Source organism: Nocardia sp. NBC_00511 (assembly GCF_045161165.1).
In the GTDB taxonomy this organism is placed as follows: Bacteria; Actinomycetota; Actinomycetes; order Mycobacteriales; family Mycobacteriaceae; genus Nocardia.
Genome location: NZ_CP107849.1, coordinates 4,732,166 through 4,757,194 on the forward strand (window position 1 = coordinate 4,732,166; position 25,029 = coordinate 4,757,194).

A 25,029-nucleotide genomic window follows, 5' to 3' on the forward strand; every position below is an offset into this window, starting at 1 on the left:
CGACCAGCATCCTAATGGCTGCCGGGCCGGGGCACGGGGTGAGGTCCTCGTGGGTGCGGGCGGTGCCCGTTCGACGGGCTACATGGCGGGTAGTTGGTCGCCCTGGACCAGTTCCATGTCCAATTCGATGCGGACGGTGGTGCCGACGGCGGAGATGCCGGCTCGGACCATGGCGTTGTAGTCGATGGCGAAATCCTCACGGTGCAGCAGGGTTTCGCCGTGGAAGGCGGTGCGGACGCCACCCCAGGGGTCGGGGCCGTAGCCGCCGTAGGTGATGGCGAGGTCCACGGGGCGGGTGCGGCCGTGCAGGGCGAGGGTGCCCGACATCACCCAGGTGTCGCTGCCGGTGCGACGGAAACCGTTGCCCTGGAAGGTGATCAGGGGGAAGTGGTCGACGTCGAGGAAGTCGGCGGAGCGCAGGTGGTCGTCGCGCATGCCGATGCCGGTGTCGACGGTGGCCGCCTTGATCTCGGCGTGGCCGGTGGTGGCTTCGAAGGCGGGGGCCACGTCGAGGTGGCCGCTCACCTCGGCGAAGCGGGCCTTGATACCGGCGATGCCGAGGTGGCGGGCGGTGGCGATGACGGTGGAGTGCGCGGGGTCGATGGTCCAGCGGCCGGGCGGCGGGGTGGTCACCGCGTCCTGGGCGCGGTCCAGACGGATCTCACCGAGCGCGCCCGTGCCGGCCGCCGAGATGCGGGCGACCCGGGCCACTGGCTGGTGGCCCGGCGCGGTCACGACCGCGGTGTGGGTGCCCGGGGGCAGCGGCTCGGTGGCCGCCACCCCCGTCACGTCCGCCACGGCGCGGGCCAGCTGACGGCCCGCCATATCGGTCACGGTCAACACCGCCTCGGGTACCGGCCAGCCTTCCGCGCCGCGGATATCGACTGTCAGCCCGGTCATGACCGCTCCGCGGGTGGTTCCGGATCGGTTGCGCCATCGGCGTTTTCGCGATCACCGGTGTCGAGGTGGTAGCCCAACTCCACCGAATGATCGACCTCGCCGCCGTTCAGGGTGACCCGGCTGCTCACCGGCGGGTATCCGCGAGCGATCACGGTGTACTCGCCCTGCACCAGATCCGGCAGCTCGTAGCGCCCGTCGGCCCCGGTGCGAACGTCGCCGATCGCGACACCGGTCTCATCGAGCAGGGTGACCTGCGCGTTCGGCACCACAGCGCCGTCGGCCCACACCGTGCCGATGAGCGCCACCATCTGGGTGAGCTCGATATCGTGGCGCAGCACCCCGGTGCCGGGGATGACCAGCACCGAAGCGGCCGGACGCAGGTTCGTGCCCGAAGCGACCAAAGTGTAGGTGCCCGCACCGATTCCGTGGCAGAGGTACCCGCCGTCGACCCCGGAGATGGCCGCGCCGACCACCTCACCACGCGGATCGGTCAGCGTGATGGTGACATTCGGCAGCGGTTCGCCGCGACCGGCCGACCGCACCGAGCCCGAAAGCTCACCGGACCCCTGCAAGGTCAGATCCAGCCGGGTGTCACCGCCGTTGACCGAAATGTTCAGCGCCGCGGGCATATGCCCGGGTGCCGAGGCGATCAGCACATATCCACCCTGCGCGGGCGTGTCGATGCGGTAGGACCCGTCGTCACCGCCGGTGGCGCGCGAAACCTGGTGCCCGCGTTGATCGATCAGGGTCAATGCCGCACCCGGTACCGAGGTGCCGTCCTCGCGTTGCACCCAGCCACCGACCGAGGCCCGTGGCCCGGACGGCTCGGCGACCGCCGTGACCTGGTGTCCACCGGAACCATTCGCGGCACTCTCACCGGCGACTGCGGCAACGGTGGCGACAGCGCCGTTCGCGGTGGCGGCGACAGCGCCGTGCGATGTGGAACCATTGGCAACCGCGATGCGCCCGTTGGCAGTTGCGAGATGCCCGTTACCCACCGCGCCGACACTCTCGACCGCCGATTCCGCCCCGTGCCGCCCGACTGCGGCCGCCGCGAGCACCGGTTCCGGCTGGGAGACGACCTGCGCGGCCCCCTCCCACACCTGATCCTCGGCCCACTTCGCCTCGGCGACCTGCTCCGGATCAGCCGGTGCGACAGGCGGTCCGGCCGGTGTGCTCGCCTCCTGCAACGGGATCTCCTTCATGAACCCGAGCACCACGAAGGCCACCGCCGCGACTCCCGCCGCCGCCCAGAACACTCCGTGCATGGCGTTGGTGAACCCGATCAGGATGGGATCGCGCACGGCCGCGGGCAGTGCCGCGATGCCCGCCGTATTCGATTGCACGCTGGAGAGTTTGGAGGCGTCGAACCCCGGCGGCAGATGCCCGCCGAACGCGTCGATGATCTTGTGCGGCAACAGGTTGAACAGAATTGTCAGGAATACCGCGACACCCAGGGTGCCGCCGACCTGCCGGAAGAAGGTCGCCGACGCCGTCGACACACCCATATCCGAACGCGGCCCGGCATTCTGCACCGCGATGATCAGCGTCTGCATGCAGCCACCCAGGCCGAGCCCGATGATGCCGCCGTAGACCAGTGGCTGCCACAGCGCACTGTTGTAGTGCACGGTCGCGTACAGCGCCGCGCCGACAGCGATGATGAAAGTGCCCGCGACCGGCAGGATCTTGTAGCGCCCGGTGCGCTTGGTGACCTGCCCGGACACCAGCGATCCGACCATGATCCCCATGACCATGGGCAGCATCAGCAGACCCGCCTTGGTCGGCGAGAACCCGCGCACCACCTGCATGTACAGCGGCACCATGGAGATCGCGCCGAACATGGCGATGCCGACGATGAAGCCGCCGATGATGCACACCGTGAAGGTGGAATTCTTGAACAGCCGCAAGGGAATCAGCGCGGCGTCCTTCATCACGTACTCGATGGCCAGGAACAGCGCCAGGCCGATGAGCCCGATGACGTAGCAGAGGATCGCCCGCCCGGAGCCCCAGCCCCAGCCGCGTCCCTGTTCGGCGACGATGAGCAGAGGCACCACGCAGATCGCCAGCGCGACCGCGCCACCCCAGTCGACCCGTACCTGCTGCCGTTGATGCGGCATGTTGAGCACTCGCGCGACGACGATCAACGCGAGCACGCCGATCGGCACGTTCACCAGGAACACCCAGCGCCACCCGTCGACGCCCCAGAGGTGGTCGTAGCCGGAGAACCAGCCGCCGAGCACCGGCCCGAGCACCGTCGCGATGCCGAAGACCATCATGAAATAGCCCTGGTAGCGGGACCTTTCACGCGGTGGCACGATATCGCCGATGATGGTCATGGCCAGCGACATCAGACCACCGGCACCCAGGCCCTGGAAGGCCCGGAACCCGGCCAGCTCGTACATCGAGGTGGCGAAGGTGCAGGCCGCGGAGCCGATGACGAACAGCGCGATCGCGGTGAGGTAGAACGTCTTTCGCCCGTAGATGTCGGCCAGCTTCCCGTAGAGCGGGGTGCTGATGGTGGCCGTGATCAGGTACGCGGTGGTGGCCCAGGCCTGCTGGTCGAACCCGTGCAGGCTGTTGGCGATCTTGACGATCGCCACGCTCACGATGTTCTGGTCCAGCGCGGCCAGGAACATCCCGAGCAGCAGGCCGGACAGGATGGTGAGGATCTGCCGATGGGTGAGCTTCGGCGGTGCGACCGCCTGCCCGCCCGGCGACTCCTCGAGTGTCGCTGTAGTCATCTGGAAGCCTTATTTCGTCGAATCGGTTGCCGCAGCCGCGCTTTCGATGTCGTCGGAGAGCCGCTGCAGCAGCGTGGTGAGGGTGACGCGATCGGCCGCGGACCAATCGGCGAGCAGGCCGGCCAGCCAGAGATTGCGCTGTCGGCGATTGTCGGCGAAGACCCGTTCGCCTTCGGCCGTGGCTTTCAGCACGCACGCGCGGCCGTCGATGGGATCGGCGCCACGCTCGACCAGCCCGTGCCGCACCAGAGTTCGACTCTGGCGGCTGATCGTGGAGATCTCGGCGTGCAACTGCTCGGCGAGCTTGCCGGTGCGTTGCGGTCCGTCGTGGACGAGGCAGAACAGCATGGCGTAGGCCAGCTGCTCGAGTCCTTCGGGACCGTGTTTGATCACCCGGTGCTTGGCTCGACCGATCGCCCGGAGCAGCCGAACCAGTTGCGCGCCGAGTAGATCGGCGCTTTCCAGATCGGCGCCGGGGTTGGGATCACGGGCAATGACTGCCATGATCGGTTTCCTTCTCAGCGCATATATTTAGCCCTTACAACTACTTGCTGATGCCAACTATACATCCGCGAGCAACCCGATTTCCGCGACCACCCGACGGCTCCGGGCGCGCAGCATCGCGTACAGCATCGCCACGCCGTAGACCACGACATGTGAGTTCTCCAGCAGCGGCTCACTGTGCCAGGGCTTGGGTAGCAGGAAAATACCCACGGAGGCAAAGCTTTCCGTCCACCGATAGGTCCACGCCCCGGTCGCCACGAACAGCGCCGCCGCCGCACCCCACCACGCCGGATGCGACTGCGCGCGATGCACGAAATGCACCAGCAGCGGTACGAACCAGACCCAGTGGTGTCCCCACGAGAACGGCGACACCGCACAGGCGGTCATGCCCGCGACGGTCACCGCGAGCAGTCGTTCGCCGCGCGCCGAGAGCCTGGAGACGAGCGTGAAACTCACGGCGGCAACCGAACCCGCGAGCACCACCCACAGCCACAGCGGCGACGCACCGCCGGACAGGTGGGCCAGCACGCCCCGAATGGACTGGTTCGCCGGATCGGTATCGGGTGCGATGCGCTCGGAGTGGAAGAAGGTGGACAGCCAGTACTCCCGCGAATCACCGGGCAGTACCAGCCAGGCCAGCCCCACCGAGGCCAGCAGCGCCGCCGTCGCGACCGCGGCCGAACGCCATTGCCGCAGTATCAGATACTGCGCGATGAAGTAGCCCGGCACCAGCTTGACGCCGGTCGCCAGGCCCACGCCCAGCCCCCGGATCCGGCTGCCGGTCGGCCGCGCGAAATCCCAGAGCACCAGCAGCATCAGCACCAGATTGATCTGCCCGTAGAACAGCGTGGTGCGCACCGGCTCGAGGAACACGCAGGTGAGGGTCAGCAGCGCGCTGATGCCCGCGAGCGCGGTGGTGATCCGATAGCCGATCAGCTTCCAGCACAACAGCACACACGCGTAGAGCACGCCGATGTTCACCGCCAGCCAGCACTCGGTCAGCCGGTGCGCCGGCACCACCAGCGCGGGCACGAAGACCAGCGCGGAGAACGGCGTGTAGGTGTAGAGCAGTCCGCCCAGAATGGGTTCGCGGTAGAGCGGATTGCCGTGCATCGCCTGCCAGGCTCCCTCCCGGTAGATGTGCACATCCAATCCCCCGGCCAGGATTCCGGACTCTTCGAGCCAGGGGCTGACGCTGGTGCACACCAGTACCGTCGCCACGATCGCACTCACACTCAGCAGCAGCGCCGTCGAACCCGGCCGCCGCATCACCCACCCATCACCCACAACCGAACAAACTACGTAAACGGTTCGCATCGGACATGATTGGTGGCCCGAAAAGTCGCTGGGCGCACCCGCGAGGGTGGTGCTACGGTACGACCCGGCCAGACCGGAGGGGTACGGCCAATTATCTTCGGGGGGATTTCCATGTTCAATTGGTATGTCGGCCTGCTCGCGCTCAGCGGGGCCATCATGGTTGGGCTCGCACTGATCCGCACCGGCCAGAGCGCCGCGTCACGGTCGATCAACGGCATCTTCGGCGCCGTATACCTGGGCTACGCGTTCTACCTCGCGTTCCTCTTCGACGGCGGTTCGTACCTGATCTTCTTCCAGGCGTTCATCCTGCCGTTGGTGATGGTGGCCAACTACTTCCGCAATCGGACGCCGCAGCCCAAGCTGACCGACACCCAGAAGGCCTGGCGCGAATACCAGGGCGGAACACAGCAGCACTGAGTCCGAGAGGTGGGTCCGCCCGCGATTGGTCTAATCCATTCAGATGCAGGGCAATTGCGGGGTAAACCACCACACAGGAAGTTCCTAGGAACCTCTTAAATTGGACATTTCAGACATACATGGAGGGGTTTCCGCGGCCCGGTCGCCCGCCGATCGCGGGCACACCCCTTCCGACCGGGTGATACCCGGAATTTACGCAGCTGAGACGCATCGGCAGTGACCTCACCCGTCGCCGGGTGCAGAGATCAACCCTCACCAATATCATCTGCAGTCGGAAGTCGTACGAGTTTCGAAGGGTCGACCGCAGGTGGTTTCGAAAACTGGCCGATGGATCACCGGGGCGGGTGTCGGTCTGACCGCGCTGATGCTCGGATCCGGAGTGGCACACGCCGATACAACCGTCCAGCTACCGGACGGTGAACAAGCGCTCACCACGGCGAGCGGGGTGCAGGTGGATCTGACCCGCACCGGCGAGCAGGCCGTCGTCGCGCCCTCGATCGCCGGAAACGGTCTGTCGCGCACGGCCAGCGTCACCGGCGTCGTCTTCGCCAAGATCGGCAATGCCACCAAGGGCATGCTGACCACCGGATACCTGGTGGGCTGCCAGGTCGATCTGAGCGGCGGCCTGACCCTCGGCGGCGACGTGTGGGTCTCCCCCAACTCCGTCTCGCCCGAGATCGCGCCCAGCATCAAGCTGGTGCCCGGCGGCGTGACCGCGGTGCCCCTCGACACCAAGCAGCTCGATCCCGCGGCGGGCGCCGTCGGTATCGCGTACGCGGGGCGCGGCATCCAGGTCTCCGGATGCGGCGGCTTCGCGCAGGCTCGCGCCTACAGCACCTTGACGGTGGCCAATCAGCAGGGTTCGACCGAGGTGACGCTGTACGGCCAGCCGTTCAGCGTCGGGTGAGAAGGACAGCCACAGTGCGTAATTCGAGAAGCGCCGCGGTCGCGGCGTGCGGTTTCCTGCCCACCCTGCTGATCGCGGCCGCCCCGGCGGCGACGATCGGAGCGGGCGCGGCGGCGGCCGACACCCAGGTGGCGCTGCCCGACGGCCAGGGCCAGTTCACCGGTCCCGACGGCGTGGTCGTGCAGGTCAATCGCAGTGGCGAGCAGGCCGTGCTGTCGGGATCGATGGCCGCCAGCCCGCTTTCGCGCAATGCCATGGTGTCCGCGGTGACCTCGGTGACCGTGACCACCCCGGCCGGAGTGACCGTCACCGGTGGCCGCATCGAGACCGGATACATGGTCGGCTGCCAGGTCGACCTCGGCTCCAAGGTGACCACCGAGGGCAGCGGCAACGCGGGCGGTCAGCCCTCCAAACCGACCACGCCCAACAACGGCGGCGGCGGTGCTCCGGCGACCCCGGACACCGGTGACGGCGGCGGTGGAGGCGGCGGCGGAGCGGGTGGTGGCGGCGGTGGCGGCGGCTACGGAGATGGTGGCGGCGGTGGCGGATTGTCCGTCGGCACCGGCGATTTCGGCGGCACCCTGAACTCCTCGGGGTTCAGCCCGTACGTGGACCCCAATATGTCGCTGACCCTCAAGCCCGGCAAGGTCGCCACCAAGGCCATTCAGACCTACAACTTCACCGGCACCTCGGGCATCACCCAGTACGTGAATCACACCATCGCCCTGGACGGTTGCGCGGGATACGCCGAAGCGCGTTCCTACACAACCGTTCTCGTTCAGGACAACGTCATGGACATCACGCAGACGCTGTGGGGTCAGCCCTTCAGCCTCGGATAGCACCGGGGGCCGCCCGGGCAGCTCCGGTCAGGAGGTGCCCAGGGCGGCGAGGATCATCGGCCGGGCCACGCCGATGGCGCGCTGCCAGTACGGCCAGGTGTGCGTGCCCTGACCGAAGTCGACACGGGCCGGAATGCCAAGGGCCGCTACCCGATCGCGGAACATGGCGGTGGCGGTCTGCGCCATCGCCTCCAGGCCCATGGCGTTGATGGTGTTGCCGAGCCCGAACGGGATGTCGAGCAGGCCCGGGACGCCGTTGCCGGTCGAGACGTAGATCGGCAGACCGCGCAGCAGCTCGGCCTGATCGGTGGCGTCGTTGTACTTCCAGGCGGCATCGCCCGCGGGACCCCACATGTCGTCGACGTCGAAGTTGCCCTCGTTCTGCATGGCAGCGCGCATGGCCTCGTTCCAGAGCGGGACGTCCGGATGCACGAAGCCGGAGAAGGATCCGGCGAAGCGGAACTGATCGCGATGGTGCGCCGCCAGGGTCAGCGCCGCGTCACCGCCCATCGACGCCCCGACGATGGCATTGTTGCGGCGCGAAACACCGTATCCGGCAAGGTAGTTCGGCAGCTCCCGAGTCAGGAAGGTCTCCCACCTGTAGGTGGTCCCCTGATGGTTGGTGCTACTGGGCCGATACCAGTCGCTGTAGAACCCGGAGTGCCCACCGACCGGAAACACCAGAGTGACGTCGTCACCGACGAATTGACGCAGCACGTCGGTGTCGGTGGTCCACTGACTGTGATCGCCGGGCGCGCGCAGACCGTCGAGCAGATACAGCGCCGAACTGCCACCGTGCGCCGCCCACTGCACCTGGACCTGAATCGGGCCCATGCTGGAGGGCACCGAGAGATTCTCGAAACCGCCTGCCTGCGTGCGCTTCAGCGGCTGATACGCCGGCGCCGCGGTGGCGACCGCGCCGCCGCCCGCCGTGACCAGCGCGACCGCCGTGAGCACCCCGAACACCTTGCGTAACCGGCCTCGAACCGTTCGCGTTCCCACTGTGGTAGCCATCCGCCCGCCTCCCAGATGTGATCTGGGTAGATTACCGATTTCCGCCGAATTCCACTGTCACTCAGGCGTGTTTGCCATCGGACCGCTGTCGGAGAGTCCCGCGCCATACTCGGCAACACCGTCCGCACCCTGGACCGGCACCCCCGATCGGATATGAAAAGAATCGTGCGGTGCCGGCTCCGACTACCTCGGCGCGACGGTGGAATCGATCGCTGGTGGGGGTTGTTTTGGAGGATCCGGGCGGGGCTCGGGCGCGGTGGTGTCGATGTCCGGTGGGGCGTGGATAGCGTGGCTGACATGCGAAGCGACAATGACAACTGGGAAATCGATACCGGGGTGGGTTCCACGGCGTTGTTCGTGGCGGCGGCGCGCACACTGGCGGGGCGAGAGCCGGACGCGCTGGCCGTCGATCCGCTGGCGGAGGTTTTCGTGCGGGCGGCGGGCGGGGAACTCGCGGTGCTGATCGACGGGGATCCGGAGCTGTCGAAGGATCATCCGTTGCGCACCGAGGAGTTCGGGCGGCCGTTCCGGGAGCATCAGGCCGGGCGCACCCGGTACTTCGACGACTACTTCCACGCGGCATGCGACAGCGGGATCCGGCAGGTGGTGATCCTGGCCGCCGGTCTGGACTCCCGCGCCTACCGGCTGCCCTTCTTCGAGGGCGTCACCGTGTACGAGCTGGATCGCGCGACCGTGCTGGACTTCAAGCGCGAGACGCTCGCCGCCGCGGGCTACTCCCCCCTCGCCGACCGTCGCGAGGTCGCCGTCGACCTGCGCACGGACTGGCTGAACACCTTGCAGGACAGCGGTTTCGACGCCGAAAGGCCGACCGCCTGGCTGATCGAGGGGCTGCTCATCTACATCTCACCGGCCGCCCAGGACGAACTGTTCGAGATCGTCGCCAAGGCCAGCGCCCCGGGCAGCCGGGTCGGGATCGAGCAGATGACCCCGTTCCCGGCCGACGTGTACGAGGCGATCACCACCGTGAACGAGGACGAGCCGGAGGACGGCAACTGGGCCCGCCTCATCTACAACGACCCGCGATCCGATGCGGCGCAATGGTTTCCCGGCCACGGCTGGAACGCCGAACGCACCGAACTCGACGACTACCTGCGCGCGCACGGTCACGCCGTGCCCGTCGGGGAGGACACTGGAGGGTTCCATCCGGCGGCCATCAACCTGGTAACGGTGCAGCGCCCCAACTGATGCCGCGGACACCATTCCGGTGTCAGCGGTTTGAACGTGACAGGTCAGGGAACGGCGTGACCGTCAGGAACCGCCCGCACAGAGGAGCTGTCATGATCGTATTGGGGCTCATCCTGCTCATTGCCGGAGTCATTTTCGGCATTCCGATCCTCACCACCATCGGGATCATCCTGCTGGTCGTCGGCGCGATCCTCGCGCTGCTCGGCGCGGTGGGCAGGCCCGTCGGAGGCCGCGGTCATTACTTCTGATCGTGCCGTACCGAAATTCCGTCAATTACCGTCGGGCTGAACACAACTCGGTCCGGGCACCCGGGGTACCGCGATCACTCGCAACTCCCGCCCGGACCGGGCACCGACGTAGACGACCGTGCCCACCGGCAGTGGCCGGGATCCACCGGACACCGCCGGACGGCTTTCCCGGCCGCCGTCGACGCCTTCGAGGACGACCTCGCCACGGCCGCCGACCTCGATCGGGGCCGTCACCATCGCCAGTCGGCCGATCACGGAATCATGGCCGGAGAACGAAAATGCTTGCTGCCGAGCCAGGTACGGCACCATCCAGGCCCGGGCGGCCGAGAGGCCACCGGCCGCGACGCCGATCCCGGCCGCCACGGTAACCAGGCCGGGCGCGCCCGCCGCGGTTCCAGCCAGCCCACCGGCTCCGAATCCGAGCAGGACCGCGGACACCATCGCGATATCCGCCAGAGCGATATCGCCCCAGGGGCTTTCCCGCGACGCGGACCTGCCGGTGATCAATCGCGCGAGGCCGGCGAGTCCCGCGACCACGGCCAGTAGATAGATCGTCATCACACGGAACTCGACATCCCGGTGCCGTCGATGCGCCGCACGGCCGTACTCCGATCTCTGACCTGTTCGCCGATTCCCGACTCACCGACCAGTGTGTGCAGGAATCCGGCGCTCCGCAAACGCTGGAGCCGGATATATCATTCGCCGATCCCGGACCCCTTACGCTCCATCAGTATTCGTGTTTCGTCGCGTCTATCACAAAGCGGGTTTGCCTATTATCCGCGCGGTCGGGGGTATTCCCGGTTCGCGCCTTGTGCCTGCTCAATGCGTGGGCCGGGTGGTGGCGCGGGAGTCGCGCCAGAGCCCGAGGTCGAAGTACAGGGTGGTCATCGAATCCCACATGGTCGACCAGGGTTGTTTCGGGCCCTTGCATTTCCAGACGGCGACCATGCGATCGATGCCGGGCGTGCCGACCGGATCGTCGAGCTGGGTGACGCGTTGCACGTCGGTGAAATGGGTGCGCAGGTCGGGTTCGGCGGTGTCCAGGCCGACGTAGACGATCGTGGTCGCGTTGTTCGGCGGCGGACCGAAGAAGCCGAAGCCACGGCTCGGGCTGTAGACCGGGGGCAGGTGGTAGCGGTCGCCGAGCTGTTCGACCGCGCCCGCCTGCCAATAGCCCTGGGCCACAACGGCGGAGTGCGACTTCTCCTCGGGAGTCAGTGTGTTGTAACCGGTATCGACCGCCTCGACCATTTTCGACCAGTTGGTGGTGCCGAAGGCGGCCGACTGGAAGCCGAGGTCGATGGCGCTGTGGGACTGGGTGCGCCAGTGCTGCGGCATCGGCAGCAGGGTGAGCATGGCGGTGAACAGCAGCACCGTGGCCCCGACCAGCGGATACACCGCCAGGTTCATCCAGCGCCTGCGCGGATACCGCGCGAAGCCGACCGCACCGAGCGCGAACATGGCCGGGAAGAAGCCGGTCGGATAGTACGGGCGACCGTGCGTGACGATGACGAACAGCGTCATCAGCACCAGCGCGACCGGAATGAAACGGTAGGGGCGCAACGATTCCCGCTTCAGCACCGCCCAGAATCCGATGGCGATCAGCGGGCCGCCCACCACACCGGCGAGGCCGAGCCACTGCGGCACGAATCCGATCGGACCGTATCCGGTGGCGTCTTGTTCCGCGCCGATGATGGTGCCCATGGCCAGCTGCGGCCAGTTGTGCTGGGACTGCCAGTACAGGATCGGCACCACCGACAACGCCAAGATGCCGGTCGCCACCCACAGCGCGGGGCGGCGCAGGATCTCGCGCGGACCACACAGGATGACCGCCAGCCCCAGGCAGGCCCAGACCAGCGGGATCATCCACTTGACCTGCATGTCCAGTGCCGCAACAAGTCCCGCCACGATGATGAGCCGGTCCTGGCGAGTGCGCACCCACCGTACGAACAGCCAGGTGATCACCGCGGTCAGCGTGGCGTCGAAGGCGAAGGTGCTCAACTGCACCTGGGTCGCCACCAGTTCGGAGGTGCCGTAGGTGCCCGCCGCCAGCAGCTGGGCTCGGCGGCCGCCGCGCAGTTCGTAGGCGATCAGCGCCGCCACCACCATCGCGCCGACGCCCATCATGGCGGCCGGAAAACGCAGGGCGATCAGCGATCCGTGCGCGACCAGATCGGACAGGTGGGCCGAAAGCGGTACCACCACACCCTGATCCGCGTACGTGAAGTCGAGTCGTCGTCCGGAGGAAAGGAAATAGAGTTCGTCGCCGAAGTAGTCGTATCGGCCCGCCGTCACGGTGAGCGCTATCCCCACTAGCGAAGCAAGCAATGCGATGCCGCGAAATGCGAACGATGGATGGGTATCCGGAATAGTTTCCGGCGCGGTCCGAATTTCGACAACCGCTGTCATTTACTGCCCCCAAGAGCTTTCCGACAGACTCGCATGACGCCTACTCGGTCGAGTGGCGTCACATCTGCTCGCTGGTGAACCGATTCCTCCCCGGCAGCGAACTATCTGAGCGACAGTGCTCGCGGTCGTGCTCGGATCGTGCAATTTCGCGCAACGTTAGTTTGGAACACCAGTGTTCGCAAACGGTCTGCGCCGCACAGCGATAGCCCCCGACCACGAAGTCGCGATAGCGAGTTGCTGTCAATTCGCAACAACTTCCCGGAAAGCGGTGTGACCTGGGTAATGAATTGCACCAAGCTAGAACAGGTTTCAGCGACCTGCTCCGACGCATGAAACGTCAGCCAGCGGAAGCCCCGACAACTGATGTCATCGCCGCACGCACGTTATGTCACCGCATCGCGGTCATCACCCGGTGACCGAGGTTGTGACACGGTTTCTCGATCAGCCGGTAGGTCACCGCGGCGATCACCACCGCACCGATCACCCACGTACACAGGGTGAGCCAGGCCGCGGGGATACCGGCGACCGACACGGTCCAACGCGGGCTGTCGAGCACCAGCGTGTGAACAAGGTAGAGCGAGTAGCTGATTCGCCCGAGGAACAGCAGCGGACGCGGAAAAGAGTAGCGGCGCAGTAGCAATGCCACCGCGAACAGCAGGTAGGCGGGCAGGATGGTGACCGGCTGCTTCACCCAGGTGATCAGGACCCCTGTCAACGGGTCCGTGATGGTCGGGACGAACAGGCTGACCCCGAAAATCATGCACATCGCGAACCCGAACACGGCCCATCCCCGCAGCGCACTGATCTCGCCCGAGGTGACCCGATACATCACCGTGCCGACGAACATGGTGGCGAAATACGCGAAGGTCATCGCCGACGCCCCCGGCTGGTTGAGAACCAGTGGGACAGTGATGAATGCGATCACCACGGCGGCGACGGTCGCACGCCGGTCGGCCGCCATCGCGGCGAACACCACAGCGATCACGATCGTCACGACCGCGACGATCACGCGGGTGAGAGCGTTGGCGTCATGTCCGTTGAGCATCGACGGCGGCAGGAACGCACCCGGCACGATCAGCACGAGCGCGAGGACCGCCAGCGGCGCCGATCGCCGATTGAGCCGACCGATCAGCAGCAACGACAACATCAGGTAGAACGCCAATTCGTATGACAGCGACCAGGAAGCGCCGATCGCCTGAATGTCGGGGCCACCGATGAAGTAATGCACCATCGTCAGGTTCAAGAAGAAGTTGCGAACCGGGTGTTCCAGAAAACTCGCCGTCAGCCCGAACTGCCCCACCGAATGCAGGATCATCCCCGCGATCAAACAGGCCCAGAACAGCGGATACAGCCGAAAGAACCGCCCCACCCAGAACGCCCCCAGCGACCGCCCCCGCTCCAGCGAAGCCGGGATGATGAACCCACTCACCAGGAAGAACAGGAACACCCCGAACTCCCCCAGCCCGAAATGCGCCTGCGAGAAGCGGAAATACGCCGGGAACAACCGCTCCGAACAGTGCTGAACCACCACCGCCAAGGCCGCGAGCCCACGCAGCGCATCGAGAAACTCGAACCTGCCACCCCGTGCGACTCGTTCCACCGGCGCGATCGAAGGCGCAACAGCACCAACAACGGTCATGACAGCAAGCCCCCGAAAATCCAATACCATTCAACGAACAACCGCTCACAAGCGACAACCGCTGATTAATAGCACGCCGAATCCGGCCCAGCAAATTTACCCGAGTGATCATCAGCACACTCCGCGGCGCATGCCGGAATACGCAGAGCTCCCGCTCGGTACCTGATTCGACGAGTGTTGTCGGCCCACAAGAGATCCCGATCCCGAGTACACGACCCAGACTGTGGGCCAAAGGTTTTGCCGCTACTCGAGCGCTTCATCCTCATCTCGGCAGTGTGGTGATGCGGGCCTGGTCCGAGTCGATGGCTGTGAAGGTGACGAGCTTCTGGTCGGGATTGTCGGCGAGTTGCAGTACGAGGTGCTGGAATTCGAGTTCTCCCAGAACCGGATGGCGGAGCCGTTTGGTGCCCGAACCCAACGGTGTGACTTGTGTGTTTCGGCCACCAATCCCGCACTTCCGGGCTCACGGCGAGAAGGCGTTCAAGCAATTCGTCGAAGCTCGGCTCGCCTGGGTGGCGGGCTGCGGCGGCACGGAATCGGCCCAGTAGCGCGGAGGCTTCGGCGGGCCAGTCGACCATGACGTCTCGGGCCTGGGGGTCGGCGAACATCCACCAGAGAAGGTTGCGGTCCTCGACCGGGCGGGCGGGCCAATCGGCCCACAGGGCTCGGGCTGATCGGTTGGAGGCCAGTACGTCCCAGCGTCTGCCGGTGACATAGCTCGGGCACGGGTCGAGTCGGTCGAGGAGCGCCTGGACAGTGGGCGGGAGTGATTCGGTGATCGAGTGGGTCCGGGCGGGCGGGGCACCGTGGATCAGCTCGTGGATGTGGGCACGTTCGGTTGCGTCGAGTCGCAACGCCACCGCCAGCGCGTCGAGCACCTGGTGTGAGGGCCGCACGTCGCGACCTTGTTCCAGCACCGTGTAATACGTCGAGGAAATGGCCGCGAGCTGGGCCACCTCCTCACGACGCAGGCCGCGGGTGCGGCGCCGAACACCCGGTGGCAGACCGACATCGGCGGGCTGAAGCCGTTCACGCCGCGAACGCAGCAACTCCCCCAACTCTCGGGCCGCGATCGCGGATCGAGTCATCCTGGTACCTATTACTAGGAAAACTGTCCTGTGGATACCAGTTTAGGGCGGGATTAGCGTGGATTCATGCGCACACCCAGCACCCAACACCGGCCGGACCGGACCGAGAACGGCTCGTATGCCATCCGCTCCGAACGAGTCGATATCGAGGTCGGTGAAGGTGCACCGATGGGCGCTTACCGCGCCCGCCCCGCAGCCGGTGGCCCGTTCCCCGGTGTCGTGGTGGCCATGGAACTCTTCGGCGTCGATGCCGCCGTCCGCGACGTCTGCGACCGGCTGGCCGGACTCGGATTCACAGCACTAGCGCCGGACCTGCATCATCGGACCGCGCCAGGCGAAGAGCTCGCCCGAGACGCAGCCGGCCGAGAACGCGGCTTCGAACTCCTGGAGTCGATGACCCGGACCACCGTCCTCCACGACATCCGCGCCTGCATCGACCACCTGAAAGTGTCTGGCAGCGAACACATCAGCATGATCGGACTGAGCGTAGGCGGCCACATCGCCTACCTCGCGGCAACCGAGTTCGACCTCGCCGCAGTAGCCATCTTCTACGGCGGCTGGCTCCCGACAACCGACATCTCACTGAGCCGACCCACCCCCACCCTGTCCCTGACCCCGGCAATCACCGCCAAGCTCCTCTTCCTCGTCGGCGAGCACGACCACGTCGTCCCACCCGACCATCAACGCGAAATCGCCTCGGCGCTAACCGAATCCGGCATCGACCACGAGGTCGTCGTCTATCCCGCTGTCGGACACGGGTTCCTCACCACCGACCCCGCAATAGCGGCCGACGCATGGCAACGCGTCCATTCACTGCTGACCAGCGTCTCAACATAACTCGGTGCCCCAGTACCTACTGCGGGCTGGGTAGTCCTACGGATCCGGCGGGAACTGTCAAGCGGCAATGCTGCTTCGCATGACGATCACAGGCCCCCCAGCACCGACCTCACGGACCGCTGGTCGGCGAATCCCATTGTGGGACAAATGGATCACTGGTGTGTGCCTCACCCTGACCTTCTTCGCCGCGATCTGGTTCGCAATGCTCAGCGGCTTCTTAGCGATGGGCTGCGATCCGTGTGCGCCCGACAGCCCGTGCATGGGCGAAGTCGGCCGTGGCATCAACGTCTATCTGCTCGGGATGCTCGCGGTCCTGGTAGCTGGATCGGTCTGCGTGATCATCGCTGCGATCACTCGCACCTGGCTTTTCATCTGGGCTTCGGCGACCTTGCTGCTGCTACCGGTCCCTTGCGTCATCGGGAGCAATATCGTCAACCATGCCTCCGAGCTCAGCACGGTTGGACAATCGCGACAAATCCAGCCGTCAATTACCGACAGCTGAGCCTGTGTGTTCGGCGCTCAGACGGAGGCATCTCGCTTACGTTGCAACGAATAGTCATCCGCCATTTCACATATCTCCGATCTGATCAAAAAGCTAATGCATTCTTGGACATTCTCGACCATGCGACGGTTGTCAAACAATGCGCCGCTGAGATCCTCTTCGGTGTAAGTAGTAATCTTGAATCCGGAATCCACGAGAAACGTGATAAGGTCCGCGTCGAGACGAACTCGCCAGTCGGCCTCCATCTTGAGGACAATCTTGTCAAGATTGGTCCACATCGCGGGCACGACGCCGTCGTCAGTGTTGAGAACGGCCTGGCGAGTCATGAGCAGCGTAATGAACCCGCGGACCGCGCCCCACGGGAGATTCCTGGTGAGGCTCCTTATCAAATATTGGGTATCGACGGCTCGGGCCTCTTCGATGTCTCCCCGGACTTTATCGACCGACTTAGAAATGAGATCCCGAACCGCAATCTTTCCGGAATGCGCACTGATCAGGCTATCGATCTCGTCATAAATTGCCAGACGAACCTCCTGAAATGGCCCCAGGCTATTCGCCTTCAGCCTGTCGATGTACTGATCGCTGAGGCGTTTGTCCACAGCATCATTACTGCTCCGAGGAGCCAAGGTCGCCACTGCGTTGATGGAGGGAGACGCATCGACTACATTCACCGACGGCTTGGCTTGCAGGGGCGCGGCGTATGTATTCGAAACAAGTGTCAGCAATGGGTCTCCAGGGTCACCTGTCGCGGTGATGATCCCCTTGCCCACAGCCTCGGACACCAGGTACGAAATTATTTTGGGGTTATCCTGCGGCGCATTCCGGCCCTGAACCCTGATCCATCGCGTGTCAACGCGTGTGAGCGCCGGTCTCAACTGGGTTTGCTTGACGCTACCACCACGATTCTGCAGGGCGGTCGAGACCTGCGATATCGCCTCCGGCAACGAAAGGAAATTAGCTGGCCACGATTTGAGTGCCGCCATGGACTTGGCTTGAGTTTGTGCCCGCAAGATATTTCTGAAGTCAATGTACTCGACCTTGCAATCAGCGAGGGTTTGCACGATGTGATACTGAAGTACCGTTCGAAAGGAGGCGACAACGAGCGGCGTTCCCGGTGGCGCTGATTCAATGAAAGACTGTGCTCGTTCGATGACGTGGTGATCTTGTTCGGCGATTTCCCCATCGGATAGTTGTACGACCTCCGCGCGAAGTTCCGAAAAAGAGGCGGGTTGGCGGACCAGGAGCAAAGTGTGATCCGCTGCGCGAATATCTGGCCGGTGTTCGATAAGTAGATTGAAGAGATCCCGCTCGCGGCCATCGACCGTGGATGTGAGATCTGCAAAGCAGAACAAGGGGCACCCCCAGAAATCGGAAAAGGCTAGTGTGGTCACTCTTTTCGACCACACTAGCCATCCAACCTCTGTTCGGTCTAGTCTTTCGTCGACTTCGGTTTCGATAACCGGGCGACGTACGAGACGACGAGCTCGAGGGCGAGTACGAACGCAGCGTGGATCAAAAAGGTGATCGTTTCGTGCGGGTACTCCTGTGCAGCGAATGCCGCACAGATCAGCGCTAGTACGAGTAACAGCGCCTTCAATTTCTCGGCCATTGAATGTCTCCGTGACATCGACTGCCAGGTGGCAGTTCGGGAACGCAGAAAACATAGGGGCGAGAGGATATGATGTAAGGCTGTATGGGTGAATTACGGAAAAGGCGCGATTGCGTGGTGCAGTTCGCCAAAGGCTGGTTGCGAGGCGCGTAATGAGTATCCGTGAAAGGAATATCGAGTAAGGCAGCCGATTCAGGAATAGAAATTAAGACATAAGGAATAAGGAGTGTAGGGCTGTATCAGCCCTGGCCCACAGTCTACTCGCTTCGGCAGACGGTGCGTAGCGTTTGACTCAGTCCGGGCGAGGATGCGGCGCACGCTATGCGCGAAACGGTCGGTTCATCACCGGCCTTGGCTCGTGCAACAGCACGATTGGTGGAGCTAAGGGGATTCGAACCCCTGACCCCCTCACTGCCAGTGAGGTGCGCTACCAGCTGCGCCATAGCCCCGGATGGTTGCCTTCGGTTTCCCTAGTGCCTGGGAAAAGTTACACCATGGGACCCCGGTGGGGGCAAATCGCCTGGTAGGCGGCGAACGTTATCGCAGGCGGGATGTGTTGTGGGGCACTGGAAAGTCGCGGGCGGGGGGTGGGGGGCGCGCGTAGACTCGGCGGTGATTCGTTGTCGTCCAGGGTGGTCGGCGGGAGAGCGGGCTGCCCGTGGGGGAAGGTCTGGCGTTGTCGAGGCTGATCAATGGCCGATATGAGCTGCGGGGGCTGGTCGGTAAAGGCGGGATGGCCGAGGTCTGGGACGGCTGGGATCGACAGCTGGGCAGGCAGGTTGCGGTGAAGGTGCTCGATGCGGGCAGCTTGGCCGGGGCCGAGGAAGACGCGAGAGTTTCTTGGCAGCGGTTCGAGCGGGAGGCTCGGATCGCGGCGCAGATGAACTGCGCGAATATCGTGATGCTGCATGATTCGGGGGTTTTCGTCGAGAATGGCGGGCGGTCACCGTTTTTGGTGATGGAGTTCATTCACGGGGAGAACCTGCGGCAGTACATGCGGGAGCCGGACAACTGGGTGTTGCCGCAGCTCGCGCGGATCCTCACCGATGCGCTGAGCGGGTTGGTGTACGCGCACTCCAAGCAGGTGGTGCATCGGGATATCAAGCCCGAGAACATCATGATCTGCCGAGACGGGACCGCGAAGCTGGCCGACTTCGGGATCGCTGTGGAGATGCGGGAGAACATGCAGCGGTTGACGCGCGCGCATCAGGCGGTGGGGACGCAGAACTATTCGGCCCCTGAATATCTCAGACACGGGCGGATCACCCACCTCAGCGACGTGTACTCGTTCGCGGTGGTGTGCACCGAGGTGCTCGAGACCGTCTACGCGCCAGCTCCCCTGCCACCGCCACTGAGATCGGTGCTGGATCAGGCACTTTCGCAGGATCCGGCGCTGCGGTTCCAGTCCGCCGCCGAGTTCCAGCACTACTTCCGCGACGCCGTTCACCACGCGACCGCACACGTCGCCCAGCCGGAACCGCACCAGGAACCGACGACCGTCAAGCAGCGGCGGCCGGAACCCGCGACAGCGCCGGTGCGCGCCCACACCCAACTGCTCACCACCGCCCAGCCGGGCCCGCCCCACGAACCGCGGCCCGGGGTCGAACTGCCCGCGGGCGGCCTGTGGGGCATCTTCGTCCGGCCGGGCCTGGAATTCCGGCAACGCGTACTGCAGGGCCTCACCCGCGATGATCCGCGCTACATCGGCGGCGTGATCGCCGGTGCGGCACTGCTCGGCATCGTGCTGGGATTTCTCGTCTTTCTGCTGCTCACCTGGTTGGTACTGGAGGTCGCGAGTCTTGTGTGAGGTCGGGCTATGAAACACCAGCGGGCCGGGCTGGCCTGGCAGCAATACGTGTACGCCGGTTCGCGCGCCTGGCATTGGTTGCGGGTGGCGACCAGGGTCGGCTCGGGCTTCTTCCTGATCACCGTGCTGTGGCTGACGTACACGGTGTTGCGATGAGAATCGTGTGCCTGAACTGCCTGGCGGAGTTCAAGTTCGACAGTTCCCGGCGCTCCTGGATCTGGGTGCTGCGCCAACCCAACGGCGGCTTCGCCACCCGGGTCGGCGACTATTCGCGCCGCCTGGACCGGCGTTGCCCCAACGGCTGCGAGATCGACGAGGAGCAGCTCGACCACCCGACCACGGTGATCGGCTTCGTCGGCGAGTCCGCCTCGTCCAAAACTCATCTCATCGCCTCGATGATCTACTCGGTGATGAACGATCCGGTGCTGGCCAGCGAATGGTCGATCGTGCCGTCCCGCAAATCCACCAAACTGCTTGCCGCACTGGAGAACACACTCATCAACCGGCAGGCCATCGGCTACACGCAGAAGCGCGGCTACAACGGGCAGCAGATGCAGCGCCCCGAGAACGGCATCCGGCCACTCGGCGGACCGCAAGCACCGCAGCCGCCCCGCCCGCTGGGTCCCGCACTCGCACAGCAGCAAATGCAGTCGCACGCCTGGAGCGGCTGGCAGGCCCGCACCCCGATCATCGTCAAGTTCACCTCGCTCACCACCCGGCGCACCATCAACCTGGCGTTCATCGACGTGGCCGGGGAGGACGTGGCCGACGCCGAGATCGCCGCAAAGGTCAGCCCGCACCTGGCGATCGCCGACTTCATCTGGTTCGTGGTGCCGTCCACACTCAACAAGCAGTACTTGGCGATCATGCGCGAGCACGCGGGGCCGGCCAACGAGGACAGCCTAAACAACAATGTCGAGCATTCGCAGACCGTCGGCCGCACCAAGATGATGATCGACCAGATCGCGAAGCTGTGGCGCACCGCCAACAGCTATCCGATGGATCTGCCGATCGAGCCACCGCGCCTGCATGTTTCGACCATCATCGCGAAATCCGATCTGCTGTCGCTGATCAACCTGCCCGAGGTCGGCATCGTCGCCCCGCCCGCGGACTGGGCCGACAGCCCCTACAGCCTCAACGGCGCGGGCAACCTGTACCAGCCCGGCCAGATCGCCTACCGCTCCGACGCCACCAGAAGCCTGGTGCGCAAACTGTTTCCGGCCGTGGACGCCACCCTGTCCATCCACTTCCCGCACAACCGGTACTTCCCGGTCTCGGCGGTCGGCTGCGGAAAGCGCGGCGACAACACCTATCCGGTGTTCAAACCGTTCGCGGCCGTCGACCCGATCATCTCCCTGCTCGACGTGGTCGATGGGCGGCGGGCCGATCGATGACCGCTTTCGCGCAGCTGCTGTGCGGCTGGGCCGTGGTGAACCTGGAATCCTCCGGCACCGGGGTGGGCGTGGTCGCACGCTCCGGAAACTGGCCCCCCGCACTGGGATCCACCACCCGGGAGCTGGGTGCGCTGGTCACCTGGAACGGGGTACCCGCACCGCCGGAGGCGTTCGCGCTGGAGTTCATCCGGGCCCGGAATCTCGCCGTCGCCGTCATGAAGACACCCTCCAATGCCCGGCCCGGCACCTGCGTCGCACACCTGATCGCCGGTGAGCCAAGGGATTTCGACGGCGCGACGGCTCTCGGACTGTTCGACTCCGGACTGTTCCGCACCCATCTCGACGATCCCGGATTTCCCACCGATCAGTGGACCCCGCTCACCGATCAGGTCGACAGTGAAGCCGCGCTCATCGCCGCCGTCGACGCCTACCTCGACCTGGAGTGGCTGCCCGCGTTGCTCGGCTACACCCTCGCGCATCTGGCCGGTCGCGGGCCCGCCATCGAACTGCATGTGGAAGGCGCGCACGACGCGCTCGCCATGCTGCGCGCCCTCTACGGCATGCTGCCGCGTAAAGCACTGCGCGACTTGACATTCTGTACCTCCAGCGGGCCCTCGCTGGAGTCCGTGGCGATCACCGCCGTCACCCGTCAGTCACCGGCCACCGGATCCGGCGCGCGGCGCGTCGTGACACCCGGCGATCGCGGCGACGAATCCGACACATTCGTGCGCCTCGGACAGCAGATCACCGAGCTGCGCCGCGCGGGCGTCGAACTTCCCGAAACCCTCGCCGCGGCAGATGAAATCGGTCAGTGGTGCTTCCGCCGCCACCTGCGCACCCTCGGCCCCGCCGAGCTGGACGATGACCGGATGGCCGAGGTGATCGCCGACCCGGAGCTTAGCCCCGACTGGTTCGCCGACCCGGCGGTCGCCACCCGTGCCGTACATCTGGCCGTCGGAAGACCCACCGTCGCAAAGTCTCTCGCCCGCATCGACCATCGGCCCGACGTTCGAAGGAAGTTCGAATCGGCACTCACCGAGACCATCCGGGGCGATACCCGCGAGCAGTCCCGTGTCATCGAGGTCGCCCGGCAGCTCGGTTTCGACCTCGACGGCGTGGTGGCCGACGCGGCCTGGCAGCGCCTGGAATCCGGCAGCGGCCCGCTGACGGCCGCCGACGCCAAAGCGGTGTGGCCGAAGCTCCGAAAGTACTGGGTGTCAGGCAATCCCGGGCGGCGACGGCGGGTCAGCGAATACCTGCTGCGGCATCAGACCCTGCGCGAGCAGGCGATCGGCTCGCGGGATCGGGCGCTGGTGTACGACACGCTCAGCGCCGAGGTCGACGATCCGGCCGTGCACACCGGCAACAGCCGGTTGCTGCGCACCGCCATGCAGTCGCAGCTCGGGATCGTCGCGCAACTGGTGGTCAATGTCAGCACGAGTGGGCGGGATCGCTATGCGCTGGAACAGATCCTGGGCTGCGCGCCCGCCGACCGGCTGCCAGCGCTGATCGCCGAATGCGCGCGCTATCCGGCGCTCGCCGGGGGTGAACTGATGAAGGCGCTCACCCTCACCGTGGCCGAACCCGCCGATCTGGCGGCGGCGCTGCGCCCGGCCTGGCCTCGACTGCGCAAGTCACTGGGACTCCCGGAGACCATCGAAACCCTGGTGGTGCTGGACGCCGCGGGCGATGACGGCTCCCGCAATGGTGCGCGCCGCAAGACTTTCGGCCGCAACCGGGGCCGAATCGGCTGGGACCGAGAGGAAGTCGCCGCGATTCTCCGGATGGCTGTCGACGACCGCCACGTTCTCGAGGACACCCGCGAAATCCTCTCCGCCGCAATCCACTCCGACCCCGACTATGTGGCCACCTGCCTGGCCGAGCACTCCCGTTCCGGCGATACGGTGCTGAAGCGCGTTCTCGCCACCACCCCGGCGGATCAGCTGCCCGCCCTGGTCACCGCGTGCGCGCGGCACTGGGAGCTGGAGCCGTTCGCCCTGCTGCGTGCCGTCGCCGCCCTCGACCTCGAACCCGGTCCGCTCGTCGAGGTGCTCGGCGGCGGCTGGCCGTGGCTGCGCACCCGTCTCGATGTACCCCAGGTGGTCACGAAGCTGCTCGTCCTGGACGCCACCGAGGCGGACCCCGCCACCCTGAAAACCGTTGCCTTCGAGACGGAGTCGCGCCGCGGCTGGCAGTTCTGGCGTTAGCTCGGGTCGAGTGCGCCGCCGTGGTAGCTGACGGCGGCGTTCCACAGTAGGAACCCGTCGTAGCCCGCCGCATGGGTGGCGTCGATCTGGGCGCGCACCTGCGCGTCCCCGTAGGAGACACCGAGGCTGAAGTCCTGCAGCCACGGGACGATCTGCACGCCGGTGCCCTCGGTGCGGGCCCGGAAGTCCTGCAGTGACCGGAAGATGATGTCGTACGGCTGAGAGTTCGGACTATCCACGCCGTACTCGCCGGGGTTCCAGTGCGACGGGTAGAGCATGGGTGCGAGCACGTCGACGCTGCGCGCCATGGCCGGAATATCCTGGGCGATCTCGTCGGGACGGGTGGCCGCGATACCGAACACGGCCGCGCTCAGCGAAGCGCCCGCGTCATGGATCGGGTCGCGGATCTCGTGCAGGAAGCCGGACACCGAATCCGACGGGGAGATGGTGAGTCCCGGGAACTGCATGCTCGACAGCGGCCCGTCGGGGCGGCGGATGTAGTCGTACATGACGCCGTCGAAGCCGAGATGCCCGGCCTCGACCGCGAGATCCCGGTTGTAGCCGCGGATTTCGGGGCTCGCGAAGTTGGTGAACGCGATCGCGCCGTACCCGCTGGAGTACGGCTGACCGGACGGATTCTGGATCACCCAGTCCGGGTGCCCGTTGTGCCAGGCCCACCCGGCCATGGTGGGATCACGGAAGGCCACGATCCGGCCGATCACTCGCACACCCATGTCGTGCAGCTGCTTCAAGGCGGCCGGGGCATCGTAAATGGCTGTGGCGGCGCCGGTTTGGCGGGCGAGCGGCACCTGCGAGTCGTAGCCGACCATGCCGTCCTCGTCCTTGATATCGAGTTCGACGGTGTCGATGCGGCCCTGCCGGGCCAGGTCCAGGACGGCGTCGCGCATCGGGTCGTAGGCCCAGGCGTAGGCGGTGACGTGCACGGCCCGGATCCGGGGCAGGGCGAGGCCGACGGTCAGCGGATGGGTGGTCTGGACGCCGCTCTTGCTGGTCGCCACCACTGCCGTATCGACCGGTCCGCGCGGCAGTTTGATCTCGAAGGACCCGTCGGGGGCAGGCGCGACCGACAGCGCCCCGATGGCCACCTGCACGGCCCCGGTTGCCTTGCCGCGCACCACGACCGGGTCGTGATAGGAGGTGGCGGGCGGCGGCTGCACCAGGTCCAGCACCGGCGGTCCGGCGGCCGCCGAGGACGAGCGCCCCTTGCCGGTGCTGACGAACACCACCACGAGCAGGATCACCAGCGCCGCCGCGCCGATCACCAGCAGGGTGAGCCGCTGACGACGGAACGACCGCAGTCGCATGAGCAACCTACACACCAACTTCCACTCCGCAGCCGACGACAACACTATCGCCGGTCGTCGCGGATGTCCGCCACGTTTCGCGGAGATCACCTCAAAACCGTTGTCGCAGCGTAGCGTTG

23 protein-coding genes, 1 tRNA gene and 1 pseudogene are annotated in these 25,029 nt (G+C 65.7%); 11 read left to right on the forward strand and 14 right to left on the reverse strand.

Annotated elements, in window-relative coordinates; genetic code table 11:
- Nucleotides 1-78: 78 nt before the first annotated feature.
- The 4 genes from OG300_RS22185 to OG300_RS22200 are packed head-to-tail and all read right to left on the reverse strand — an operon-like array spanning nt 79 to nt 5,432.
- Complete coding sequence (locus OG300_RS22185) at nt 79-900, reverse strand: YceI family protein (protein ID WP_405484513.1); 822 nt, start codon at nt 898-900, stop codon at nt 79-81.
- The gene (locus tag OG300_RS22190) at nt 897-3,641 is read right to left on the reverse strand and encodes an MFS transporter (protein WP_405484515.1); all 2,745 of its coding nucleotides are present in this window, start codon (nt 3,639-3,641) and stop codon (nt 897-899) included. Before OG300_RS22190 ends, OG300_RS22185 begins: the two co-directional genes overlap by 4 nt.
- Before the next feature lie 9 nt (nt 3,642-3,650).
- Complete coding sequence (locus OG300_RS22195) at nt 3,651-4,145, reverse strand: MarR family winged helix-turn-helix transcriptional regulator (RefSeq protein WP_405484517.1); 495 nt, start codon at nt 4,143-4,145, stop codon at nt 3,651-3,653.
- A 57-nt stretch (nt 4,146-4,202) separates the two neighbouring features.
- A complete protein-coding gene (locus tag OG300_RS22200) occupies nt 4,203-5,432 on the reverse strand; it encodes a glycosyltransferase 87 family protein (protein WP_405484519.1) in 1,230 nt (409 codons plus the stop codon).
- Nucleotides 5,433-5,573: 141 nt separating this feature from the next.
- On the opposite strand from OG300_RS22200, the gene OG300_RS22205 reads away from it, so the two are divergent.
- The 3 genes from OG300_RS22205 to OG300_RS22215 all read left to right on the forward strand — a co-directional run bounded on the left by OG300_RS22205 (nt 5,574) and on the right by OG300_RS22215 (nt 7,625).
- Nucleotides 5,574-5,879 carry a hypothetical protein gene (locus tag OG300_RS22205; RefSeq protein WP_405484521.1) on the forward strand — a complete coding sequence of 102 codons (306 nt, stop codon included), beginning with the start codon at nt 5,574-5,576 and terminating at the stop codon, nt 5,877-5,879.
- Between the two features lie 307 nt (nt 5,880-6,186).
- Nucleotides 6,187-6,786: an MspA family porin gene (locus OG300_RS22210; RefSeq protein WP_405484523.1), complete on the forward strand. Its 600-nt coding sequence runs from the start codon at nt 6,187-6,189 to the stop codon at nt 6,784-6,786.
- Between the two features lie 14 nt (nt 6,787-6,800).
- Nucleotides 6,801-7,625 (forward strand): MspA family porin, encoded by an 825-nt coding sequence (locus OG300_RS22215; protein ID WP_405484525.1) that lies wholly within the window; start codon nt 6,801-6,803, stop codon nt 7,623-7,625.
- 27 nt (nt 7,626-7,652) lie between these two features.
- Here OG300_RS22215 and OG300_RS22220 read toward each other — a convergent pair whose 3' ends face one another.
- A complete protein-coding gene (locus OG300_RS22220) occupies nt 7,653-8,639 on the reverse strand; it encodes an alpha/beta hydrolase (RefSeq protein ID WP_405484527.1) in 987 nt (328 codons plus the stop codon).
- Between the two features lie 297 nt (nt 8,640-8,936).
- On the opposite strand from OG300_RS22220, the gene OG300_RS22225 reads away from it, so the two are divergent.
- Complete coding sequence (locus tag OG300_RS22225; RefSeq protein ID WP_405484529.1) at nt 8,937-9,845, forward strand: SAM-dependent methyltransferase; 909 nt, start codon at nt 8,937-8,939, stop codon at nt 9,843-9,845.
- Between the two features lie 92 nt (nt 9,846-9,937).
- Nucleotides 9,938-10,093: a DUF6131 family protein gene (locus tag OG300_RS22230; RefSeq protein ID WP_405484531.1), complete on the forward strand. Its 156-nt coding sequence runs from the start codon at nt 9,938-9,940 to the stop codon at nt 10,091-10,093.
- A 21-nt stretch (nt 10,094-10,114) separates the two neighbouring features.
- On the opposite strand, the gene OG300_RS22235 is transcribed toward OG300_RS22230, so the two are convergent.
- The 5 genes and pseudogenes from OG300_RS22235 to OG300_RS22255 all read right to left on the reverse strand — a co-directional run.
- On the reverse strand, nt 10,115-10,651 hold the full coding sequence (locus OG300_RS22235) for an NfeD family protein (RefSeq protein WP_405484533.1): 537 nt from the start codon (nt 10,649-10,651) through the stop codon (nt 10,115-10,117).
- A gap of 261 nt (nt 10,652-10,912) precedes the next feature.
- Nucleotides 10,913-12,388 carry an ArnT family glycosyltransferase gene (locus tag OG300_RS22240; RefSeq protein WP_405484535.1) on the reverse strand — a complete coding sequence of 492 codons (1,476 nt, stop codon included), beginning with the start codon at nt 12,386-12,388 and terminating at the stop codon, nt 10,913-10,915.
- 502 nt (nt 12,389-12,890) lie between these two features.
- Nucleotides 12,891-14,102 carry an acyltransferase family protein gene (locus OG300_RS22245; RefSeq protein ID WP_405484537.1) on the reverse strand — a complete coding sequence of 404 codons (1,212 nt, stop codon included), beginning with the start codon at nt 14,100-14,102 and terminating at the stop codon, nt 12,891-12,893.
- Between the two features lie 301 nt (nt 14,103-14,403).
- Nucleotides 14,404-14,559: a hypothetical protein gene (locus OG300_RS22250; RefSeq protein WP_405484539.1), complete on the reverse strand. Its 156-nt coding sequence runs from the start codon at nt 14,557-14,559 to the stop codon at nt 14,404-14,406.
- 1 nt (nt 14,560) lies between these two features.
- Nucleotides 14,561-15,229, reverse strand: a pseudogene (locus OG300_RS22255) (helix-turn-helix transcriptional regulator); the annotation flags it as partial.
- A 66-nt stretch (nt 15,230-15,295) separates the two neighbouring features.
- On the opposite strand from OG300_RS22255, the gene OG300_RS22260 reads away from it, so the two are divergent.
- Nucleotides 15,296-16,066, forward strand: coding sequence for a dienelactone hydrolase family protein (locus OG300_RS22260; protein WP_405484541.1), 771 nt, complete (start codon nt 15,296-15,298; stop codon nt 16,064-16,066).
- Nucleotides 16,067-16,226: 160 nt separating this feature from the next.
- On the forward strand, nt 16,227-16,568 hold the full coding sequence (locus tag OG300_RS22265) for a hypothetical protein (RefSeq protein ID WP_405484543.1): 342 nt from the start codon (nt 16,227-16,229) through the stop codon (nt 16,566-16,568).
- Between the two features lie 17 nt (nt 16,569-16,585).
- Here OG300_RS22265 and OG300_RS22270 read toward each other — a convergent pair whose 3' ends face one another.
- The 3 genes from OG300_RS22270 to OG300_RS22280 form a co-directional block, all read right to left on the reverse strand.
- Nucleotides 16,586-17,959, reverse strand: a complete 1,374-nt coding sequence (locus OG300_RS22270; protein ID WP_405484545.1) for a hypothetical protein — start codon at nt 17,957-17,959, stop codon at nt 16,586-16,588.
- Between the two features lie 38 nt (nt 17,960-17,997).
- Entirely contained in the window at nt 17,998-18,177 is a 180-nt protein-coding gene (locus OG300_RS22275) for a hypothetical protein (RefSeq protein ID WP_405484547.1), read from the reverse strand.
- 373 nt (nt 18,178-18,550) lie between these two features.
- Nucleotides 18,551-18,626 (reverse strand) — tRNA-Ala (locus OG300_RS22280).
- 227 nt (nt 18,627-18,853) lie between these two features.
- Between OG300_RS22280 and OG300_RS22285 the strand changes: the two genes are divergently transcribed.
- The 4 genes from OG300_RS22285 to OG300_RS22300 are packed head-to-tail and all read left to right on the forward strand — an operon-like array spanning nt 18,854 to nt 23,585.
- On the forward strand, nt 18,854-19,984 hold the full coding sequence (locus OG300_RS22285; RefSeq protein ID WP_405484548.1) for a protein kinase domain-containing protein: 1,131 nt from the start codon (nt 18,854-18,856) through the stop codon (nt 19,982-19,984).
- A 9-nt stretch (nt 19,985-19,993) separates the two neighbouring features.
- Complete coding sequence (locus tag OG300_RS22290) at nt 19,994-20,140, forward strand: hypothetical protein (RefSeq protein WP_405484550.1); 147 nt, start codon at nt 19,994-19,996, stop codon at nt 20,138-20,140.
- Nucleotides 20,137-21,378: a hypothetical protein gene (locus OG300_RS22295; RefSeq protein ID WP_405484552.1), complete on the forward strand. Its 1,242-nt coding sequence runs from the start codon at nt 20,137-20,139 to the stop codon at nt 21,376-21,378. The genes OG300_RS22290 and OG300_RS22295 overlap by 4 nt, the downstream gene beginning before the upstream one ends.
- Nucleotides 21,375-23,585 carry a hypothetical protein gene (locus tag OG300_RS22300; protein WP_405484554.1) on the forward strand — a complete coding sequence of 737 codons (2,211 nt, stop codon included), beginning with the start codon at nt 21,375-21,377 and terminating at the stop codon, nt 23,583-23,585. The genes OG300_RS22295 and OG300_RS22300 overlap by 4 nt, the downstream gene beginning before the upstream one ends.
- On the opposite strand, the gene OG300_RS22305 is transcribed toward OG300_RS22300, so the two are convergent.
- The gene (locus tag OG300_RS22305) at nt 23,582-24,910 is read right to left on the reverse strand and encodes a putative glycoside hydrolase (RefSeq protein ID WP_405484556.1); all 1,329 of its coding nucleotides are present in this window, start codon (nt 24,908-24,910) and stop codon (nt 23,582-23,584) included. The two genes, OG300_RS22300 and OG300_RS22305, sit on opposite strands and share 4 nt — an antisense overlap.
- Nucleotides 24,911-25,029 lie beyond the last annotated feature (119 nt).

Bases quoted from the DNA above. Each gene is read 5' to 3' on its own strand.
- OG300_RS22190 (WP_405484515.1), bottom strand. From the start codon at position 3,641: ATGACTACAGCGACACTCGAGGAGTCGCCGGGCGGGCAGGCGGTCGCA.
- OG300_RS22260 (WP_405484541.1), top strand. From the start codon at position 15,296: ATGCGCACACCCAGCACCCAACACCGGCCGGACCGGACCGAGAACGGC.
- OG300_RS22225 (WP_405484529.1), top strand. From the start codon at position 8,937: ATGCGAAGCGACAATGACAACTGGGAAATCGATACCGGGGTGGGTTCC.
- OG300_RS22195 (WP_405484517.1), bottom strand. From the start codon at position 4,145: ATGGCAGTCATTGCCCGTGATCCCAACCCCGGCGCCGATCTGGAAAGC.
- OG300_RS22290 (WP_405484550.1), top strand. From the start codon at position 19,994: ATGAAACACCAGCGGGCCGGGCTGGCCTGGCAGCAATACGTGTACGCC.
- OG300_RS22205 (WP_405484521.1), top strand. From the start codon at position 5,574: ATGTTCAATTGGTATGTCGGCCTGCTCGCGCTCAGCGGGGCCATCATG.
- OG300_RS22230 (WP_405484531.1), top strand. From the start codon at position 9,938: ATGATCGTATTGGGGCTCATCCTGCTCATTGCCGGAGTCATTTTCGGC.
- OG300_RS22220 (WP_405484527.1), bottom strand. From the start codon at position 8,639: ATGGCTACCACAGTGGGAACGCGAACGGTTCGAGGCCGGTTACGCAAG.
- OG300_RS22300 (WP_405484554.1), top strand. From the start codon at position 21,375: ATGACCGCTTTCGCGCAGCTGCTGTGCGGCTGGGCCGTGGTGAACCTG.
- OG300_RS22235 (WP_405484533.1), bottom strand. From the start codon at position 10,651: ATGACGATCTATCTACTGGCCGTGGTCGCGGGACTCGCCGGCCTCGCG.
- OG300_RS22295 (WP_405484552.1), top strand. From the start codon at position 20,137: ATGAGAATCGTGTGCCTGAACTGCCTGGCGGAGTTCAAGTTCGACAGT.
- OG300_RS22185 (WP_405484513.1), bottom strand. From the start codon at position 900: ATGACCGGGCTGACAGTCGATATCCGCGGCGCGGAAGGCTGGCCGGTA.
- OG300_RS22305 (WP_405484556.1), bottom strand. From the start codon at position 24,910: ATGCGACTGCGGTCGTTCCGTCGTCAGCGGCTCACCCTGCTGGTGATC.
- OG300_RS22275 (WP_405484547.1), bottom strand. From the start codon at position 18,177: ATGGCCGAGAAATTGAAGGCGCTGTTACTCGTACTAGCGCTGATCTGT.